Annotated in this window: 1 protein-coding gene; it reads left to right on the top strand. The window is 71.1% G+C overall.

Going from position 1 to position 1,668, the window contains the following annotated elements; genetic code table 11:
• The first annotated feature begins 139 nt into the window (after positions 1 to 139).
• Positions 140 to 1,516 carry an IS1380 family transposase gene (locus tag ACIHEI_RS37450; RefSeq protein WP_396609990.1) on the top strand — a complete coding sequence of 459 codons (1,377 nt, stop codon included), beginning with the start codon at positions 140 to 142 and terminating at the stop codon, positions 1,514 to 1,516.
• Positions 1,517 to 1,668 lie beyond the last annotated feature (152 nt).

Raw genomic sequence — 1,668 nt, 5'->3', positions numbered from 1 at the left:
CTGAGCCCGGATTCACCGGCCAATTGCCGTTCCAGGGGCCGGACATGAAAACGGAGATGCCATCTGACCTGGGAGGATGTGACTTGTCTAGGGTTAAATCCACTTGAGTCAGAGAGGCATCTCCGGGGTGCAGTCTCTCATGTCGGCGCGAGCGGTGTCGCTCGCGTTCGACGAACGGAATCTGGTCGCGGACGCCGGGTTGGTCCCGCTGATCCGGCTGGCCGAACGGATCGGTCTGCCGGGCCTGGTCGCCGACCGGCTGCGGATCGACGGGGCCGGCAACAGCGCCGGTGCGAACGCGGCGGCGAAGGCGATGACGCTGGTGGCGGCGATGTGCGCCGGGGCCGACTCGATCGACGACGCCGACCGGCTGCGCGTCGGGGCGACGGCCAGGTTGTTCGGCGGGGTCCGCGCGCCTTCCACGCTGGGCACGTTCCTGCGCTCGTTCACCCACGGCCACAATCGCCAACTCCACGCAGTGCACCGCGAGTTCCTCGCCCGGCTCGCCGCGTCGACGCCGCTGCTGCCCGGCGTCGGCGAGGTGGCGTTCGTCGACGTGGATCCCACGCACCGGCGGGTGTTCGGCCGGGCCAAGCAGGGCGCCGAGGTCGGCAGGTTCAAGGGCGTCCGCACGCTCCACCCGATCCTGGCCACGCTCTCGACACCGCTCGCACGGCCGGTGATCGCGGCGGTGCGGCTCCGTCGCGGGAAGGCGTCCGACGCCCGCGGCGCGGGCCCGTTCACCGCCGAGGCCGTCGCGGCAGCCCGGCAGGCCGGTGCGAGCGGCACCGTCGTGGTGCGCGCGGACAGCCAGTTCTACAACGCCGACGTCACCCTGGCCTGTCGCCGTGCGAACGCCCGCTTCTCCGTGACGGTGCGGATGAACCCGCACGTCGCCGCCGCGATCAGCGCGATACCCGAGACCGCGTGGACGGCGATCCGCTACCCGGACGCGTTCGTCGACCCCGGCACCGGCGAACTGGTCTCCGACGCCGAGGTCGCCGAAACCGAGTACACGGCGTTCACCGGACGCCGGAAAGCCGAGCACGTCACCGCCCGGCTGATCGTGCGCCGCGTCCGCCGCCTCAACGCCGAAACCGCAGCCGGGCAGGGCGAGTTGTTCACCACCTGGCGCTACCACCCGATCTTCACCGACAGCCCGTTCGAGACGCTCCAGGCCGAACTCCAGCACCGGCAGCATGCCATCGTCGAGCAGGCCATCGCGGACGGCAAGGGCTCCGCGCTCGCCCACCTGCCCTCCGGGAGCTTCCAGGCCAACTCGGCGTGGCTGACCCTGTGGGCGATCACCCACAACCTGCTGCGGGCCGCCGGAGCACTGGCCGGCGGCTTCCACACGAAGGCGACCACCGCGACGATCCGCACGCACCTGGTCCACGTGCCGGCCCGACTCGCCCGCACCGCACGCCGGTTGACACTTCACCTGCCGACCCGATGGCCATGGCAGCACGCCTTCACCGGCCTGTTCGACTCCACCCACCCGCCACCGGCACGCTGACCAACCCGACCACCCGCCCGCGAGGGCCCGACCAGGACAGACGTGGAAGAGCTGGGCAGACCAGCAGATGCCCCACACCCACCCACCGGGCAGCCGCCACGAACCTCCGAAACGATCACACTCGAATCAGGCCGGTGGATTCGGGCTGAGGC

Origin of the sequence: Kitasatospora sp. NPDC051984 (assembly GCF_044593455.1) — a bacterium.
GTDB lineage: Bacteria > Actinomycetota > Actinomycetes > Streptomycetales > Streptomycetaceae > Kitasatospora.
The sequence above is the reverse complement of the archived record's forward strand: the minus strand, read 5'-3'. Positions and strand labels throughout refer to the sequence as shown.